This is a genomic window from Vibrio sp. T20 (assembly GCF_007858795.1).
Taxonomy (GTDB): domain Bacteria; phylum Pseudomonadota; class Gammaproteobacteria; order Enterobacterales; family Vibrionaceae; genus Vibrio; species Vibrio satsumensis.
Window position 1 is genome coordinate 105,226 of sequence record NZ_VFEB01000080.1, and the last position, 16,385, is coordinate 121,610.

Genomic DNA, 16,385 nt, shown 5'->3' on the forward strand with positions numbered 1-16,385 from the left:
TTTTTACGTGTTTAGTAGAATCCAACTAACAAAAAGGATAGATCGCCATGTCTGACATGAAGCATGACGTTGATGCTCTGGAAACTCAAGATTGGTTAGAAGCTCTTGAGTCAGTAGTACGTGAAGAAGGTGTAGAACGTGCACAGTTTTTACTAGAACAAGTTCTAGATAAAGCGCGTTTAGATGGTGTTGATATGGCTACAGGCATCAACACAAACTACATCAACACAATTCCAGCAGCACAAGAGCCAGCTTACCCTGGTGACGTAACTCTTGAGCGTCGTATTCGTTCGATTATTCGCTGGAACGCAATCATGATCGTATTGCGCGCTTCTAAGAAAGACCTAGACCTTGGTGGTCACATGGCTTCTTACCAGTCAGCAGCAGCGTTCTACGAAGTATGTTTCAACCACTTCTTCCGTGCTCCAAACGAGACTGACGGTGGCGATCTAGTTTACTACCAAGGTCACATCTCTCCAGGTATCTACTCTCGTGCATTCGTTGAAGGTCGTCTAACTGAAGAGCAGCTAGATAACTTCCGTCAAGAAGTTGATGGTAAAGGTATCCCTTCTTACCCGCACCCTAAACTGATGCCTGAGTTCTGGCAGTTCCCTACAGTATCTATGGGTCTAGGTCCGATCTCTGCGATCTACCAAGCTCGTTTCCTTAAGTACCTAGAAGGCCGTGGTCTTAAAGATACTTCCGCGCAACGCGTATACGCGTTTCTAGGCGACGGTGAGATGGATGAGCCAGAATCACGTGGTGCTATCTCTTTCGCTGCGCGTGAGAAGCTAGATAACCTATGTTTCCTAATCAACTGTAACCTACAGCGTCTAGATGGCCCTGTAATGGGTAACGGTAGCATCATCCAAGAACTTGAAGGCCTATTTAAAGGTGCAGGTTGGAACGTTGTTAAAGTTATCTGGGGTAGCAACTGGGATTCTCTACTAGCTAAAGACACTACTGGTAAGCTTCTTCAACTAATGAACGAAACTATCGATGGTGACTACCAGACATTCAAATCTAAAGATGGCGCATACGTACGTGAGCACTTCTTTGGTAAGTACCCAGAAACAGCTGCACTAGTTGCAGACATGACTGACGACCAAATCTTCGAACTGAAGCGTGGTGGTCACGATTCTTCTAAGCTGTTCGCTGCATTCAACAATGCAAAAGAGACAGGTGGCAAACCAACAGTAATCCTAGCTAAAACAGTTAAAGGTTACGGCATGGGTGAAGCTGCAGAAGGTAAGAACATCGCTCACGGTGTTAAGAAGATGGACATGACTCACGTACAATACCTACGTGACCGTCTAGGTCTACAAGATCTACTTTCTGATGAGAAAGTATCTGAGCTTCCTTACCTGACTTTGGAAGAAGGTTCTGCTGAGTACGAATACTTACATGCTCGTCGTAAAGCCCTACAAGGTTACACGCCAGCACGTCTGCCTAAGTTCACTCAAGAATTCAAAGTTCCTGAGCTAGACGCATTCGCACCTCTACTAGGTGAACAGAAGCGTGATATCTCTACAACTATGGCTTATGTACGTACGCTAAACATCCTACTGAAAGACAAAAACATTGGTAAGAACATCGTTCCTATCATCTGTGATGAAGCTCGTACATTCGGTATGGAAGGTCTATTCCGTCAGGTTGGTATCTACAACCCACACGGTCAAGAATACACACCTGAAGATAAAGGCATCGTTTCTTACTACAAAGAAGCAACGTCTGGTCAAGTACTTCAAGAAGGTATCAACGAGCTAGGTTCTATGGCTTCATGGGTTGCAGCTGCAACTTCATACAGCACGAACGACCTACCAATGATCCCGTTCTACATCTACTACTCAATGTTCGGTTTCCAACGTATTGGTGACATGGCATGGCTAGCAGGTGACCAACAAGCTCGTGGCTTCCTACTAGGTGCTACAGCTGGTCGTACAACACTGAACGGTGAAGGTCTACAGCACGAAGATGGTCACTCGCACATTCAAGCGAACACGATCCCTAACTGTATCTCTTACGACCCAACGTTCGCTTACGAGCTAGCAGTAATCATGCAAGACGGTATCCGTCGCATGTACGGTCCTGAGCAAGAGAACGTTTACTACTACCTAACAGTAATGAACGAGAACTACGCAATGCCAGCAATGCCAGAAGGCGCTGAAGAAGGCATCCGTAAGGGTATCTACAAGCTTGAATCTCACGCTGGTGCTAAGGGCAAAGTTCAACTAATGAGCTCTGGTACTATCATGAACGAAGCGCGTAAAGCAGCTGAAATTCTAAGCGAAGAGTACGGCGTAGCATCTGACGTATTCTCAGTAACGTCGTTCAACGAACTAACTCGTGACGGCCAAGCGGTAGAGCGTGACAACATGCTTCACCCTGAAGCTGAAGAGAAAGTACCGTACATCACGACTGTTCTTGGTAAAGAACCTGCAATCGCAGTGACTGACTACATGAAGAACTACGCTGAGCAAGTACGTGCGTACATGCCAACTGAGTCTTATAAAGTACTTGGTACAGATGGTTTCGGCCGCTCTGATAGCCGTGCAAACCTACGTCGTCACTTCGAAGTTAACGCTGGCTACATCGTGGTTGCAGCTCTAACTGAACTGGCTAAACGTGGTGACATCGAGAAATCAGTAGTTGTTGAAGCAATTGCTAAGTTCGATATCGACACTGAAAAAACTAACCCGCAATACGCATAAGACTGGCATTAAGGTAGGTAAATACAATGACAATCGAAATTAATGTACCAGACATCGGTGCTGACGAGGTTGAAGTAACTGAGATTCTTGTAAACGTTGGCGACAAGGTTGAAGAAGAGCAGTCACTGATTACTGTTGAAGGCGACAAAGCTTCAATGGAAGTTCCAGCGTCTCAAGCGGGTATCGTTAAAGAAATCAAAGTAGCAGAAGGCGATTCTGTTTCTACTGGTTCTCTTATCATGATCTTCGAAGCGGAAGGTGCTGCAGCAGCACCGGCTGCGCCAGCAGTTGAAGCGGCGGCACCAGTTGCTGCAGCTCCTGCAGCGGCAGCCCCTTCTGTTGCGAACGAACTGAAAGAAGTTCACGTACCAGATATCGGCGGTGATGAAGTTGAAGTAACTGAAATCATGGTTGCTATCGGTGACGCAGTAGAAGAAGAGCAATCTCTTCTTACTGTTGAAGGTGACAAGGCTTCAATGGAAGTTCCTGCACCATTCGCTGGTATCGTTAAAGAAATTAAGATCGCTTCTGGTGATTCAGTTTCTACTGGCTCTCTAGTAATGGTATTCGAAGTAGCTGGTTCAGCACCTGCAGCAGCTCCGGCTCCTGCGGCGGCAGCGCCAGTTGCAGCAGCTCCAGCAGCGTCTGCTGAGAAAGAAGTAAACGTTCCTGATATCGGTGGCGACGAAGTAGAAGTTACTGAAATCATGGTAGCGGTTGGCGATACAGTAGAAGAAGAGCAATCTCTAATTACTGTTGAAGGCGACAAAGCTTCAATGGAAGTTCCTGCACCATTCGCTGGTACAGTAAAAGAGATCAAGATTGCAGCTGGCGACAAAGTGTCAACTGGCTCTCTAATCATGACTTTCGTTGTGGCCGGCACTCCGGTTGAAGGCGCAGCTCCTGTTGCAGCACCTGCACAAGCAGCAGCTCCAGCGGCGGCACCTGCTCCTAAAGCTGAAGTACCTGCAGCGGCTCCAGCTGGTGGCGACTTCCAAGAGAACGGTGACTACGCGCACGCTTCTCCAGTTGTTCGTCGTCTTGCTCGTGAATTTGGCGTTAACCTTTCTAAGGTTAAAGGTACTGGTCGTAAGAGCCGTATCCTTAAAGAAGACGTTCAGTCTTACGTTAAAGATGCACTTAAGCGTCTAGAGTCTGGTGCAGCAGCATCTGGCAAAGGCGGCGACGGTTCTGCTCTTGGTCTACTACCATGGCCAAAAGTTGACTTCAGCAAGTTCGGCGAAACTGAAGTTCAGAAACTTTCTAAGATCAAGAAGATCTCTGGCGCAAACCTACACCGTAACTGGGTAATGATTCCTCACGTTACACAGTGGGATAACGCAGACATTACTGAGCTAGAAGCATTCCGTAAAGAACAGAACGCAATCGAAGCGAAGAAAGACACTGGCATGAAGATCACTCCACTTGTGTTCATCATGAAAGCTGTTGCTAAAGCGCTAGAAGCATTCCCAGCGTTTAACTCTTCTCTTTCTGAAGATGGCGAAAGCATCATTCTTAAGAAGTACGTAAACGTGGGTATCGCTGTTGATACACCAAACGGTCTAGTTGTTCCTGTATTCAAAGACGTGAACAAGAAAGGCATTTACGAGCTATCTGAAGAGCTAATGGCTGTTTCTAAGAAAGCACGTTCTGGTAAGCTAACAGCGGCAGACATGCAAGGCGGTTGTTTCACAATCTCTAGCCTTGGTGGTATTGGCGGTACTGCATTTACTCCAATCGTAAATGCTCCAGAAGTAGGTATCCTAGGTGTATCTAAGTCTGAAATTAAGCCAGTTTGGAACGGTAAAGAGTTCCAACCACGTCTACAGCTTCCACTGTCTCTATCATACGACCACCGTGTGATCGATGGTGCTGAAGGTGCACGCTTCATTACTTTCCTAAACAGCGCACTATCTGACATTCGTCGTCTAGTACTGTAATTGAGAAAGTAATTATTAAGGTGGCTTTCGGGTCACCTTAATTCTTTATATAAAGACTATTTTTAGAGAACAGTTTCCCGCATTTCTCATAAAGCGGAAGGGAATTGTTGTCTAGCTCACAGGCTAACTTAAAGCTACTTTCACACTGTTAACATCTCTGTAAAATGTTTCCTGTTTGAAAGCCCAATAATTTAAGAACATCTACTCAGCCTGTTAGGGATAATGACTACAAGAGGTCACAATGAGCAAAGAAATTAAAGCCCAAGTTGTTGTACTTGGTTCAGGTCCTGCTGGTTACTCAGCGGCATTCCGTTGTGCGGATTTAGGTCTAGAAACAGTACTAGTTGAACGTTACAGCACTCTTGGTGGTGTATGTCTAAACGTTGGTTGTATTCCATCAAAAGCACTTCTTCACGTTTCTAAAGTAATCGAAGAAGCTAAAGCGATGGCAGAGCACGGCGTTGTATTCGGCGAGCCACAAACGGACATCAGCAAGATCCGTATCTGGAAAGAAAAAGTAGTAGACCAACTAACTGGCGGTCTTGGCGGTATGGCTAAGATGCGTAACGTTACTGTTGTTAACGGTTTCGGTAAGTTCACAGGTCCTAACAGCATTCTTGTTGAAGGCGAAGGCGAAGCAACAACGGTTAACTTCGACAACGCAATCATTGCTGCGGGTTCTCGCCCAATCAAGCTTCCTTTCATCCCACATGAAGACCCACGTATTTGGGATTCTACGGATGCACTTGAGCTAAACGAAGTTCCTGAGAAACTGCTTATCATGGGCGGTGGTATCATCGGTCTTGAAATGGGTACGGTTTACCACTCTCTAGGTTCTAAAGTAGACGTAGTTGAGATGTTCGACCAAGTTATCCCTGCTGCGGATAAAGACATCGTTAAAGTCTTCACTAAGCGTATTAAAAACAAGTTCAAGCTAATGCTTGAAACTAAAGTAACAGCTGTTGAAGCGAAAGAAGACGGTATCTACGTTTCAATGGAAGGCAAAAAAGCACCAGCTGACGCTGAGCGTTACGATGCTGTTCTTGTTGCTATCGGTCGTGTTCCAAACGGTGCACTTATCGACGCTGAAAAAGCAGGTATCGAAGTTGATGAGCGCGGTTTCATCAATGTTGATAAGCAAATGCGTACTAACGTTCCTCACATCCACGCGATCGGTGACGTTGTTGGCCAACCAATGCTTGCTCACAAAGGTGTGCATGAAGGTCACGTAGCTGCTGAAGTTATCTCTGGTAAGAAGCACTACTTCGACCCTAAAGTAATCCCATCAATTGCGTACACTGAGCCAGAAGTTGCTTGGGTAGGTAAGACTGAGAAAGAAGCGAAAGCGGAAGGCCTAAACTACGAAGTTGCTACTTTCCCTTGGGCTGCTTCTGGTCGTGCAATTGCTTCTGACTGTGCAGACGGTATGACTAAGATGATCTTCGATAAAGAGACTCATCGCGTAATCGGTGGTGCTGTTGTTGGTACTAACGGTGGTGAACTTCTTGGTGAAATTGGCCTAGCAATCGAAATGGGTTGTGACGCAGAAGATATCGCTCTTACTATCCACGCTCACCCAACTCTACACGAGTCTGTTGGTCTAGCTGCGGAAGTATTCGAAGGTTCAATCACTGACCTTCCAAACAAAAAAGCTGTGAAAAAGAAGAAGTAATTCTTTCTTAGCCACTCGCTAATGTTTTTAAAAGCCGCTGATTCGTCAGCGGCTTTTTTATGTCTAAAGAAAAGAGCAGAAACATTTCACTTCGAGATGCGAGTACGCTGCGCTTCGGGATGCGAAGAGCGACTACACACCACAAAAAAAGGGCTGACCCATTAGGCCAGCCCTTTAACAATTTATCTCGAATCTACTTATAGATGCACAGCATGTTTAGGTAGCTATCGGTTAAGCTTGAAAGCTCTTCTGGCGTTTCCACACGTTTCGCTTGAATGAACAGCGAGTAGCAGATGCCGTGGAATAGGTTCGCAAGATGTTTAGGGTCGTGATCGTCGCAAACTTCGCCGCGTTCAATCGCTTTGCTAAACATGTTTTGTACTAACATTTGGTTAGTGCGGTTTGTGGTTACGAATAGAGGCCATACTTCATCACGAGTCGAAGCGCTCCATTCGAACCATACGTTCAACCAATGGCTATCTTGAGCCACTAACGTCACCATTTCAGTCGCAATATTATGTAGGTTTTGTTTTGCGTGAATATCTAAGTCGATATTGTCTGAAAGGAAGTTAGAGAATTGGCGTACAACGTGATTCAGTACTTCATCAACCAGATCTTCACGGGTTGGGAAGTAGTTAAATACGGTTGCTACAGACACTTGAGCAATATCTGCAATGTCTGCGTGTCCACCACGGCCAATGCCACGGCGAGAGAACACTTCAAGTGCGATTTCCATCAATTGAAGTTTTCTTTTTAGGGGTGAAAGCCTAGTTCTAGGTCTCTTAGAGATTGAGTCCATTTTGTTTTCCTTGCCAACGAATTTCTTATATTAATGATTTTATTATTATTTAAGCCAAGATGAGTGTAATGGTGCATATGCGAATGGTCAATCCTTTGAGCTTATTTAATAGACAGTTACATCAAACTTGATACATAAAGCGTGATCAGTATTGATGTGAAAGGAAGCGAGTATCGGAGAAGGCATCAACGCGTATTATCGTTGATAATCTAACAGTAAATTTGAACCATAAGGTGGTGTGGGTATTTGAGCAGTGCTAGACTTACGCACAAATTGAGCGGCGCCGATGGCAGAACTGTCTACACTTGTCGCAATCACCAAATAAAATGAGAGCAGTATGAAGCATACAGTTGAAGTCATGATCTCTGAGCAAGAAGTTCAGGATCGAGTGAACGAACTAGGCAAACAGATCACGGAACACTACAAGGGTAGTGAAGATCTAGTTTTAGTTGGCTTATTACGTGGATCTTTTGTCTTTATGGCGGATCTTGCTCGTGCTATCGATTTAACTCACCAAGTTGATTTCATGACTGCGTCTAGCTACGGCAACGGCATGGAAAGCTCACGTGATGTTCGTATTTTGAAAGACTTGGATGATGATATCCAAGGCAAAGACGTTCTGCTTGTTGAAGACATTATCGATACAGGTAACACACTGACTAAAGTGAAAGAGATTCTGAGCCTACGTGGACCTAAATCTATCGAAATCTGTACGCTACTAGACAAGCCTTCTCGTCGTGAAGTGACGGTGGATACTAAGTGGATTGGTTTTGAAATTCCTGACGAGTTCGTTGTTGGTGTTGGTATCGACTACGCACAGAAATATCGTCACCTGCCGTACATCGGTAAAGTTGTACCTCAAGAGTAATCATTACGCTTGTCGAATAGAAGTCATTAAAAAGCCCGCATCAAGCGGGCTTTTTGTATTTATAGCGGAATGGTCTAGCCTTGCTGGCTAAGAAGAGGTGTCGTTAAGATTTTATTCAATGCCTCTAAATGACTGTTCTCTAGGGTATCGTTACTCGAGCAACGTACGCCAAGGTCTTGTAACTTGCCATCGCCAATGCCGTAAACCACACCGTGGATTTCAACCTCTTGGCCTCTCTCCCATGCGTTTTGCATAATGGTTGAGTTACCTAGGTTATAAACCTGTTCTGCGACGTTAATCTCGCACAGTTTGTCACCCCATTGCTCACGAGGAAGCCCTTCGATCTGCTTACGGTATTTTAGGTAATTGTCGCGGATGTGAAGTAACCAGTTATTGATTAGACCAAGTTTAGGGTTATCAATCGCCGCGTTAACACCGCCACAACCGTAGTGGCCACAAACAATAATGTGTTTAACTTTGAGTACATCGACCGCGTACTGCACAACAGACAGGCAGTTTAGGTCGGTATGAACCACTTGGTTAGCAACGTTTCGATGAACAAACAGTTCGCCAGAATACAAACCAGTGAGACGCTCGGCCGGTACACGGCTATCAGAGCAGCCGATCCATAGGAAACCAGGGTTTTGACCCTCTTCAAGCGTTGTAAAATACTCTGGTCGCTCTGAGCGAATTTCTTCTGACCATTTAGAGTTGTTTTCAAAAAGCTGTTTAATCTCTGGCATTTTGCGTCTTACATCCCTTAATTAAGAATCTCAACTATACACAATGTTACAAATTCAATCTCGTAAAAACTGTGTCAAATAGTACTCATCTGACGTGTACTAGTCGTTAAAATCATTAACTTAGTGTAGAAGCTATGATCCGGTTATAAGACATGAATAATGTGATTGAATTAACACTTTCTGAACACTTGATACATTTGTTAAAGTGATAAGGTTTGTCATTTCATCATCAGGAAGGTGTGTTTTGTTTGGAAGTCGTTTTACGGATATCAATCTCAAAGGGGATATGTTTGGCGGTGTCACTACAGCCATCATCTCGTTGCCTTTAGCATTGGCATTTGGTGTTGCTTCTGGCGCGGGCGCGGAAGCTGGCCTTTGGGGCGCCATCATGGTTGGCCTATTTGCGGCATTGTTTGGTGGCTCGAGCAGCCTGATTTCTGAGCCGACCGGCCCGATGACGGTGATCATGACGGCAGTCATGACCAGCATGGTGGCCAAGTATCCTGAAACCGGAATGGCAATGACCTTTACCGTGGTAATGATGGCTGGTGCTTTTCAGATATTACTCGGTACATTAAAGCTCGGAAAATACGTTACTTTGATGCCATATAGCGTGATCTCCGGGTTTATGTCGGGCATCGGCGTTATTCTAATTATTCTGCAGTTGTCCCCTTTATTAGGACATGCTGCACCTTCCGGTGGTGTGATGGGCACGCTCTCTGCGCTTCCAGATACACTAGCAAACCTAAAAGTGAGCGAACTGTTTTTAGGGGCATTGACGCTCGGTATTCTTTTCGGTTTTCCAGCTAAGTACCGTAAGTATGTGCCTGCTCAACTGGTCGCTTTGGTTGCAGTGACGCTCTTGTCAGTCATTATTTTTGATACTGACTCTATTCGCCGTATTGGTGAAATTCCAGCCGGTTTGCCTTCTCTCGTTATCCCTACGATCAACGCTGAGCAGTTTACTACCATGGTTATTGATGCCTTAGTACTGGGTACTCTTGGCTGTATTGATACGCTTCTGACCGCGGTTATCGGAGATTCACTGACTCGTAAAGAGCATGACTCAGACAAAGAACTTCGTGGCCAAGGTATTGCGAATATGATTTCTGGCTTGTTCGGCGCTTTGCCGGGCGCGGGCGCTACTATGGGGACGGTCACCAATATCCAAGTAGGTGCTCGTTCTCCACTATCAGGTGTTGTTCGTGCATTAGTTCTGGCGTTGGTGGTATTGGTCGCGGGTGGCTTAACCGAACCTATTCCTATGGCGGTGTTGGCAGGTATCGCGATGTATGTGGGCTTCAACATTCTCGATTGGAGCTTTATTCAGCGTGCGCACAAGGTGAGTTATGCGGGCATGGGCGTTATGTATGGCGTAATGTTGCTAACCGTATTCGTTGACCTGATTATTGCTGTTGGGCTGGGTGTCTTTATCTCGAATATTCTGATTATTGAAAGATTGAGCCGAGAGCAAGCCAGACAAGTTAAGGCGATCAGTGATGGCGATGATGAAGACGATATTCCACTCACTGATAGTGAACGTCAGCTGCTCGATAGCGCGAATGGTAAAGTTCTGTTCTTCTATCTTTCTGGGCCAATGATCTTCAGTGTTTCTAAGGCGATTTCACGCCAGCACTCGAGTATCTCTGACTATGAAGCGATGATTCTAGATTTAACGGACGTTCCGATGATTGATGTAACCGTTGGTCTAGCGCTGGAGAATGCCATTAAGGATGCTCTAGATGCGCAATGTGAGGTGTATTTGTTGTGTCCAAACGAGAATACGCGTCAGCAGCTTGAGAAGTTCCATGTGATTGACTTGGTTCCTGAGTCCAATACTTACCGATTCAGATACGAAGCCCTGACGGCCGCAACAAGCTATGTCGACAGAGATGAACATCAATTTGAGGCTGTTTAATTATTCAGTAATAAGGTGACATGAATGAGCTATAGACGCTCAATTCATGACTGATCATTAATGCCGCTAAGTGAATAACTTAGCGGCATTTTTATATTTATTGAACGCTGATTTGGTCTTCACTTAGCCAATATTCTTATTTGTTTTCGAAAGAAACTCTCACACGATATTTGTATTCATCGTTAATCAACGATAAACTTGTTTGCAAAATGGCCGAGTAAACAAGTTTGGGTTAGTTTTCTGCTAGCCGTTTTAAGCATTACTCTCTCCTCAAGCTCGGTCGTCGACATCTTATCTATAGCAAATGGCAGTCTATCTCTATGTATGCATTAGAAATTGAGCAATTAAGAAAAACTTATGCTGGGGGCTTCGAGGCTCTTAAGGGTGTTAGTTTACAAGTAGAAAAAGGCGACTTTTACGCACTACTTGGTCCAAATGGTGCGGGTAAATCAACCACAATTGGTGTTATCTCTTCACTGGTAAATAAAACTTCAGGCAAGGTTAAAGTGTTCGGTTACGACATTGATACCGATCTGGAGTTGGCGAAGCAGAACCTAGGCCTTGTGCCTCAAGAGTTCAACTTTAACCCGTTCGAAACCGTTGAACAGATCGTGTTGCAACAGGCGGGCTATTATGGCGTGCCAAAAGCATTGGCGAAAGAGCGAGCGAAAAAGTACCTATCTCAACTCGATTTGTGGGAAAAACGTGGTGAACGTGCGCGTAACTTGTCTGGTGGTATGAAGCGTCGTTTGATGATTGCACGTGCATTGATGCATGAACCTCATTTGTTGATCCTTGATGAACCAACTGCGGGTGTCGATATTGAACTGCGTCGTTCAATGTGGGAATTCCTAAAAGAGATCAATGAGAAGCAGGGCATTACCATTATCTTGACCACGCACTATCTAGAAGAAGCAGAAATGCTGTGTCGCAACATTGGCATCATCAATCGCGGTGAGTTGATTGAGAATACAACCATGAAAGCGCTGCTGGGCAAGTTGAGTGCTGAGACCTTTATTCTGGATCTGGAAGAGGGCGCGACAGAACCTAAGCTTGAAGGTGTGAATAGCCAAGTCATGCTCAATGGCTCGCTAGAAATCGAAATCGATAAGAACCTAGGTTTGAATACCATCTTTGCTCAATTGAGCGAGCAACAGGTTAAAGTCCTTTCTATGCGTAATAAAGCAAACCGTCTAGAAGAATTATTTGTGAGTATTGTCCGTGAGGGGAGTAAGTAATATGTACAGCCTATATTGGACAGCTTTCTGCAGTTTGTTGACCAAAGAGATCAATCGCTTTACTCGTATCTGGGTGCAAACGTTGGTTCCACCTGCGATTACCATGACGCTTTATTTCATTATCTTCGGTAATCTTATCGGTGCACGTATTGGTGAAATGAACGGCTTTAGCTACATGGAATACATTGTTCCTGGCCTGATCATGATGTCGGTAATCACTAACTCGTACTCGAATGTGGCTTCATCATTTTTTAGTGCCAAATTCCAAAAGAACATTGAAGAACTGTTGGTTGCGCCGGTGCCGAACTACGTGATTATTGCTGGTTTCGTGATGGGTGGTGTGGTGCGCGGCCTATTGGTCGGTACTATTGTGACCTTTGTTTCTCTGTTCTTCGTTGACCTTCAGGTTGATCACTGGGGCGTGATTATTGCGACCGTTTTCCTTACGTCGGTGGTATTTGCGTTAGGTGGTCTTATCAACGCGGTATTTGCACGTACGTTTGATGATATCTCAATTATCCCAACCTTCATTCTGACGCCGCTTACTTATCTTGGTGGTGTGTTCTACTCGATTAGCCTGTTGCCTGAGTTCTGGCAAGGTGTGTCGAAGTTGAACCCTATCGTGTACATGGTGAATGCGTTTAGATATGGCTTCTTGGGTGTGTCTGACGTGGGTATTGTGACGTCGTTTGGCGTTCTAGGCGTGTTTATCGTTGTGCTGTATGGCATTGCACATTACTTAGTGACTAAGGGTATTGGCTTACGCAGCTAGCTCCGACACTTACTGAATCGCAGGCAAAGAAAAAGGTCGATATTACATCGACCTTTTTTGTCTCTTTCATTTGTGCTTTTGTTTTGTGTTTAGAGAAGAACGTGATTACTCAGCAGTTTCTTCTTTAACTTCTTCTTTGGTTTCCGTTACCAAGTCGAGAACTTGGTTGTCGATAAGACGCGTCTTACCTAGGAAAGCCGACATAAGAATTACAGCTTGAGTGGATTCTGAAGTGATGGCTTGCAGAGTCTTAGCATCACAGATGAAGATTTCATCTGGCTGTAGATCTGCTGCACGAAGTTGGTCTGTCGCATCTTCAATCACTGATGCGTAGTCATCGCGACCACCACGAATAGCACTGCTGATCCAGCGCATAGTACGCGCTAGAACTGGCGCTCGTTGGCGCTCGTCAATCGTTAGGTTGCTATTGCGAGAGCTCATTGCTAAGCCATCCATTTCACGAACAGTCGCAACGCCCACAACTTTAATGTCTAACGCTAAGTCAGTGGTCATCTGGCGAATAACAGCAAGCTGCTGGAAGTCTTTTTTGCCGAAGCATGCAAAATCTGGCTGAACAATGTTAAACAGCTTGGTGACAATCGTCGCTACGCCACGGAAGTGACCTGGACGAGACGCACCTTCAAGCATGTGAGATATGCCTGGGACCTCAACAAACGTTTGTTTGTCTAATCCCTCTGGGTACATCACATCTGGCGTGGGTGTAAATACTAGCTCAACGCCTTCGCCTGTCAGTTTGCTTAAATCTGCTTCTAACGTTCGAGGGTAGTTGTTTAGGTCGTCGGCACGGTCAAACTGCATTGGGTTTACAAAGATACTTACCACAACAATGTCTGCCAGTTCACGAGCTTTCTTTACAAGAGTCAGGTGACCTTCATGCAGGTTTCCCATTGTCGGTACAAAAGCAACCGTACGTCCATCACGCTTAAACTGTTTAATCTGCTCACGAAGAGCCGCTATCTCAGCAAAAGTTTGCATACTTACTCCTAAGCGATTGTATGAGCTTCATCAGGGAAGCGCGCGCTCTCTACTTCTTCTTTGTATAGAGCTACTGCTTTACGCATATCACCTGTTTCTGCTAGGAAATTCTTAGAGAACTTCGGCATGTAGTTCGCAGAAATACCGAACATGTCATGCATAACCAAGATCTGACCATCGGTAACATTACCTGCGCCGATACCGATTACTGGCACGTGACAAGCTTCTGTAATTCGTTTTGCCAATGAAGCGGGTACACATTCAAGTAGAACGATTTGAGCACCTGCGTTTTGTAGCGCTAGTGCGTCAGCAACCATTTTATCTGCTTGATCGTCGTCGCGACCTTGAACCTTGTAACCACCAAAGATGTTCACAGATTGAGGCGTTAAGCCTAAGTGTGCACATACTGGCACTGCACGTTCTGTTAGCATCTTCACAGTATCAACCAACCAGCTTCCGCCTTCGATTTTTACCATGTTCGCGCCAGCACGCATCAAGGTAGCTGCGCTCTCACAAGCTTGCTCTGGTGTTGCGTAGCTCATGAAAGGCATGTCAGCCATAAGAAGACAGTTTGGGCTACCAGCACGCACTGAGCGAGTGTGGTAAGCAATGTCTTCAACGCTTACTGGTAATGTGTCGTTATGGCCTTGTAGAACCATACCCAGTGAATCACCGACAAGCAGAACAGGCATCTCTTGGCTTTCGAATAGTTGAGCAAAGCTCGCATCGTAAGCTGTTGACGTCGCGAATTTACGGCCTTCACGTTTACACTTGATCAGGTCGTTAATGGTTACTTTTTTCATTGGTTTTCCTTAATGCGCCTGGCTATTGCTGCCAAACATTGAGCCCGTTTTTATCTACAGTTTTCAGTAGTTTTGTCAGCTCAGTCCCATCAGGGAGTTGTAAACTTGGTGCGATTTCAGCAAGCGGGTAGAGTACAAACTCTCGTTCTTTCATTCCGTAATGAGGAACGGTTAAGCGCTCTGAATCGATCACCTCATTGCCGTACAACACGATGTCGAGATCCAAGGTTCTTGGTCCCCAGCGTTCGTCTTTACGGACACGCCCTTGCTCTAACTCGATTTTTTGAGTGCAATCAAGCAGTTCAATAGGCGTTAATTCGGTTTTGATAGCGACTACCGCATTGATGTAGTCCGGTTGATTTTTCGGCCCCATTGGAGTGCTACTATATAGCTGAGAGGTCGCAATAAACGTTGATCGCGGTAGGCTTTTTAGCGTTTCGATAGCCAAATTTGCTTGGCTAACTGGGTCGGCAAGGTTGCTGCCGACCGCAATGTAAGCAGTTATCATTCGGATTGCTTACTCTTTTTGTTTCGGTAAGTCTTACGGCGACGATGGCCTGACTTTGATGGTGCTGCAACGTCGTTAGCCATTGCTTGACGCATGTTGCGACCTGCAGTCTGATAACGCTCCCACCATTTTGCTAACTCTTTGGTTTCGCCACCTTCAATCTCACCACGCATTTCTAGGAAATCGTAGCCTGCACGGAACTTGTTGAGCTCCATAAGGCGAACAGCGCGTTTACCGTTGCGACGAGGCAGTCGAAGTTGCAGTTGCCAAACTTCGCGAATGGTTGCGGTGTGACGACGAGGAATAGCAATAGACTTTACTTGCTGATCTAGAATGATGTTACTCGCTTCCATGATCGCATCGTAGTGTGCCATACCCTGTTCAGCGACAAGTTTGTCTGCCAGCTTGTTCATTGGGTACCAAAGCATCGCTGCGAACATGAATGCTGGGTTTACTCGCTTACCATCTTCGATGCGAAGGTCGGTTGAATCTAGAACCAAATCAAGCATCTGCTCAGTGTGAGAGTCGTAATCTTCTGTGAAGTGCTCAGCTACCGCTGGGAACATCTGTTGGAATAGATTGTACTCGCGCATCAGGTGGTAGGTTTCTAAACCGTGACCTGATTGCAGCAATTTCAGAGACTCTTCGTAAAGGCGCGCTGCAGGGATATCTCTTAGGAGGTGAGCTAACTCTTCAATTGGGTCAGCTGTGTCTTCTTCAATATCGAAATCCAGTTTAGCGGCGAAGCGCATTGCACGTAGCATACGTACTGGGTCTTCGCGGTAACGTGTTTCTGGATCACCAATCAGGCGGATCAGTTTATCTTCTAAATCTTCTACACCACCCGCGTAATCGTGGATGCTGTAGTCTGCAATGTTGTAGTACATCGCGTTGATTGTGAAATCACGGCGTTCTGCATCTTCATCAACACTGCCGTACACGTTATCGCGCAGTAGCATGCCTTCTTTAGATTGTGCAGACACGTTTTTCGATGGTTCTTGGTGGTGACCACGGAAAGTTGCCACTTCAATGATGTCGCGACCAAACATGATATGTGCCAAGCGGAAACGGCGGCCGATAAGGCGACAGTTTCTGAAGAGGTGTTTGATTTGCTCTGGCGTTGCGTTGGTCGCAATATCAAAATCTTTTGGCTGAGAGCCTAATAAGATATCGCGCACACCACCACCGACTAGAAATGCGTCAAAACCCGCACCATTCAGGCGATATAGCACTTTTAGTGCGTTGTCGCTGATCTGCTTGCGTGAAATATTGTGCTCTTGACGAGTATAAATATTCAGAGCTAATTCGTGGAATCCGCGTTGTTCGCTTGGGGTATTGTCGTTTGTATTCATTAGTTTAGAACAAAGTAGGTATCGCCAACTTTGTTTTTCTCTTAGTCCAAAGTGGTAGTGCAGAG

The 16,385-nt window shown here is 45.5% G+C and carries 13 protein-coding genes; 7 read left to right on the forward strand and 6 right to left on the reverse strand.

The genetic code is table 11. The features are described from left to right. Positions 1-47 precede the first annotated feature (47 nt). The 3 genes from aceE to lpdA all read left to right on the forward strand — a co-directional run bounded on the left by aceE (position 48) and on the right by lpdA (position 6,323). Complete coding sequence (gene aceE / locus FTW16_RS07935; RefSeq protein WP_086711966.1) at positions 48-2,711, forward strand: pyruvate dehydrogenase (acetyl-transferring), homodimeric type; 2,664 nt, start codon at positions 48-50, stop codon at positions 2,709-2,711. Between the two features lie 26 nt (positions 2,712-2,737). Then, complete coding sequence (gene aceF, locus FTW16_RS07940; RefSeq protein WP_146490625.1) at positions 2,738-4,651, forward strand: pyruvate dehydrogenase complex dihydrolipoyllysine-residue acetyltransferase; 1,914 nt, start codon at positions 2,738-2,740, stop codon at positions 4,649-4,651. A 241-nt stretch (positions 4,652-4,892) separates the two neighbouring features. After that, a complete protein-coding gene (gene lpdA / locus FTW16_RS07945) occupies positions 4,893-6,323 on the forward strand; it encodes a dihydrolipoyl dehydrogenase (protein WP_146490626.1) in 1,431 nt (476 codons plus the stop codon). A 193-nt stretch (positions 6,324-6,516) separates the two neighbouring features. Here the strand turns inward: lpdA and FTW16_RS07950 are convergent, their stop codons facing one another. Continuing rightward, on the reverse strand, positions 6,517-7,122 hold the full coding sequence (locus FTW16_RS07950; RefSeq protein WP_019824386.1) for a LuxR/HapR/OpaR family quorum-sensing transcriptional regulator: 606 nt from the start codon (positions 7,120-7,122) through the stop codon (positions 6,517-6,519). A gap of 337 nt (positions 7,123-7,459) precedes the next feature. On the opposite strand from FTW16_RS07950, the gene hpt reads away from it, so the two are divergent. Continuing rightward, complete coding sequence (gene hpt, locus FTW16_RS07955) at positions 7,460-7,990, forward strand: hypoxanthine phosphoribosyltransferase (RefSeq protein ID WP_017633235.1); 531 nt, start codon at positions 7,460-7,462, stop codon at positions 7,988-7,990. 74 nt (positions 7,991-8,064) lie between these two features. Here hpt and can read toward each other — a convergent pair whose 3' ends face one another. Beyond that, on the reverse strand, positions 8,065-8,733 hold the full coding sequence (gene can, locus FTW16_RS07960; protein WP_017633236.1) for a carbonate dehydratase: 669 nt from the start codon (positions 8,731-8,733) through the stop codon (positions 8,065-8,067). Between the two features lie 286 nt (positions 8,734-9,019). Between can and FTW16_RS07965 the strand changes: the two genes are divergently transcribed. From FTW16_RS07965 to FTW16_RS07975, 3 genes are all read left to right on the forward strand, one after another. Further along, positions 9,020-10,651, forward strand: coding sequence for a SulP family inorganic anion transporter (locus FTW16_RS07965; protein ID WP_186728040.1), 1,632 nt, complete (start codon positions 9,020-9,022; stop codon positions 10,649-10,651). Positions 10,652-10,971: 320 nt separating this feature from the next. After that, positions 10,972-11,889: an ABC transporter ATP-binding protein gene (locus tag FTW16_RS07970; RefSeq protein ID WP_146490628.1), complete on the forward strand. Its 918-nt coding sequence runs from the start codon at positions 10,972-10,974 to the stop codon at positions 11,887-11,889. A 1-nt stretch (position 11,890) separates the two neighbouring features. Beyond that, positions 11,891-12,661, forward strand: a complete 771-nt coding sequence (locus FTW16_RS07975) for an ABC transporter permease (protein ID WP_009847587.1) — start codon at positions 11,891-11,893, stop codon at positions 12,659-12,661. Positions 12,662-12,766: 105 nt separating this feature from the next. Here the strand turns inward: FTW16_RS07975 and panC are convergent, their stop codons facing one another. Genes panC through pcnB form a run of 4 tightly spaced genes read right to left on the reverse strand, consistent with a single transcriptional unit; the run spans position 12,767 to position 16,320 of the window. Further along, positions 12,767-13,657, reverse strand: coding sequence for a pantoate--beta-alanine ligase (gene panC / locus FTW16_RS07980; protein WP_146490629.1), 891 nt, complete (start codon positions 13,655-13,657; stop codon positions 12,767-12,769). Between the two features lie 8 nt (positions 13,658-13,665). Beyond that, on the reverse strand, positions 13,666-14,460 hold the full coding sequence (gene panB / locus FTW16_RS07985; RefSeq protein WP_146490630.1) for a 3-methyl-2-oxobutanoate hydroxymethyltransferase: 795 nt from the start codon (positions 14,458-14,460) through the stop codon (positions 13,666-13,668). A 22-nt stretch (positions 14,461-14,482) separates the two neighbouring features. After that, positions 14,483-14,968 (reverse strand): 2-amino-4-hydroxy-6-hydroxymethyldihydropteridine diphosphokinase, encoded by a 486-nt coding sequence (gene folK / locus FTW16_RS07990; protein ID WP_146490631.1) that lies wholly within the window; start codon positions 14,966-14,968, stop codon positions 14,483-14,485. Beyond that, complete coding sequence (gene pcnB, locus FTW16_RS07995; RefSeq protein WP_017059432.1) at positions 14,965-16,320, reverse strand: polynucleotide adenylyltransferase PcnB; 1,356 nt, start codon at positions 16,318-16,320, stop codon at positions 14,965-14,967. The genes folK and pcnB overlap by 4 nt, the downstream gene beginning before the upstream one ends. Positions 16,321-16,385: the final 65 nt, after the last annotated feature.

Coding starts and splice junctions, on each gene's coding strand:
- FTW16_RS07975 (WP_009847587.1), top strand. CDS start 11,891: ATGTACAGCCTATATTGGACAGCTTTCTGCAGTTTGTTGACCAAAGAG.
- FTW16_RS07970 (WP_146490628.1), top strand. CDS start 10,972: ATGTATGCATTAGAAATTGAGCAATTAAGAAAAACTTATGCTGGGGGC.
- panC (WP_146490629.1), bottom strand. CDS start 13,657: ATGCAAACTTTTGCTGAGATAGCGGCTCTTCGTGAGCAGATTAAACAG.
- can (WP_017633236.1), bottom strand. CDS start 8,733: ATGCCAGAGATTAAACAGCTTTTTGAAAACAACTCTAAATGGTCAGAA.
- panB (WP_146490630.1), bottom strand. CDS start 14,460: ATGAAAAAAGTAACCATTAACGACCTGATCAAGTGTAAACGTGAAGGC.
- pcnB (WP_017059432.1), bottom strand. CDS start 16,320: ATGAATACAAACGACAATACCCCAAGCGAACAACGCGGATTCCACGAA.
- FTW16_RS07950 (WP_019824386.1), bottom strand. CDS start 7,122: ATGGACTCAATCTCTAAGAGACCTAGAACTAGGCTTTCACCCCTAAAA.
- folK (WP_146490631.1), bottom strand. CDS start 14,968: ATGATAACTGCTTACATTGCGGTCGGCAGCAACCTTGCCGACCCAGTT.
- FTW16_RS07965 (WP_186728040.1), top strand. CDS start 9,020: ATGTTTGGCGGTGTCACTACAGCCATCATCTCGTTGCCTTTAGCATTG.
- aceE (WP_086711966.1), top strand. CDS start 48: ATGTCTGACATGAAGCATGACGTTGATGCTCTGGAAACTCAAGATTGG.
- aceF (WP_146490625.1), top strand. CDS start 2,738: ATGACAATCGAAATTAATGTACCAGACATCGGTGCTGACGAGGTTGAA.
- hpt (WP_017633235.1), top strand. CDS start 7,460: ATGAAGCATACAGTTGAAGTCATGATCTCTGAGCAAGAAGTTCAGGAT.
- lpdA (WP_146490626.1), top strand. CDS start 4,893: ATGAGCAAAGAAATTAAAGCCCAAGTTGTTGTACTTGGTTCAGGTCCT.